Here is a 1163-nt window from a genome sequence, read left to right on the forward strand (position 1 = left end):
AAGCCGACCGAGCTTCAGGATGCGCTTCAAGTGTGCGAACCGCATCTCGATCTTCTTGCGCTCATGTCGCGACCGCTCGAAGCCCTCGGTGCCAGCAAACGACCGGGCAACGTCTCGGGCGTGCTCATGGATGTCGCGCGGGATCCTGCGCGATGGTTCCTTTGGGCAGCATTGCGGTTTGAGTGGGCAAACATCGCAGTCGAGCTTGCTTGCGCGATACAGAAGTGTCTTGCCCTCGTGCACGGTGCCGCTCGTCCCAAGCCGCTTTCCGCCCGGGCAGTGGTAGACGTCGCCGGTCGGGTCATATCGGAAGTCGCCGCGCGAGAAGGTGCCATCATCCCGCTTCGATTTATCGAACACAGGGATATGTGGCGCGATGCCTTTCTCCTCGACCAGCCAGTTCAGCATCGGAGCTGCCCCGTAAGCGGTATCCCCGATAAGCCGCTCCGGCTTGAGACCGAAGCGCTCCTCCGTTCGCTCGATCATGGTCTTTGCCGCGCCGACTTCGGCCTGGCGAATGGCGCGGGACGCCTCGACATCAACGATGACGCCGAACTTCACGTCGATGAGATAGTTGTCGGAGTAAGCGAAGAATGCCGGTCCCTTGTGAGCGCCGGTCCACTGCGCCGCAGGATCGGATGGCGAGACGAACTTCGGCACAACGTCGCTGGCGGCGCCCCACGCCGTATCGTCGAGGGTCGCCAGATACTCCTTCACCGCGCGGCTGGACCTCGCCGGATCGCGATCCTTGCGCCAATCCTGACCTGCGATCGAGCGTTGCTTATTGGCATCGGCCGCAATTAGGCTCGCATCGACGGCAAAGCCTTCACCGCCAACCAGACCGGCCGCAATGCACCCCTCGACGACCCGCTCGAACATGTGGCGAAATACGTCTCCATCGCGGAAGCGCTCGTTGCGGGCACGCGAAAACGCCGAATGATCCGGGATAGCGTCCTCGATCCCGAGCTTGCAGAACCAGCGATAGGCAAGGTTCACCTGCACTTCACGACAGATCAATCGCTCCGAGCGGATCGCAAAGACATATCCCACGACCAGCATCCGGATCATCAGTTCCGGGTCGATCGACGGGCGACCCATGAACGAATAATGAGGTGCTAGTTCACTGCGAAGCCAGGACAGATCAAGAGCAGCGTCGATCTTCC

The 1163-nt window shown here is 61.2% G+C and carries 1 protein-coding gene; it reads right to left on the bottom strand.

Annotated elements, in window-relative coordinates; genetic code table 11:
- Positions 1–1163 (bottom strand): IS1182 family transposase (locus tag A3M7_RS0137695; protein ID WP_027548498.1); only part of this gene is annotated, 1163 nt, incomplete at both ends.

It is taken from the genome of Bradyrhizobium sp. WSM2254 (assembly GCF_000472645.1).
Taxonomy (GTDB): domain Bacteria; phylum Pseudomonadota; class Alphaproteobacteria; order Rhizobiales; family Xanthobacteraceae; genus Bradyrhizobium; species Bradyrhizobium niftali.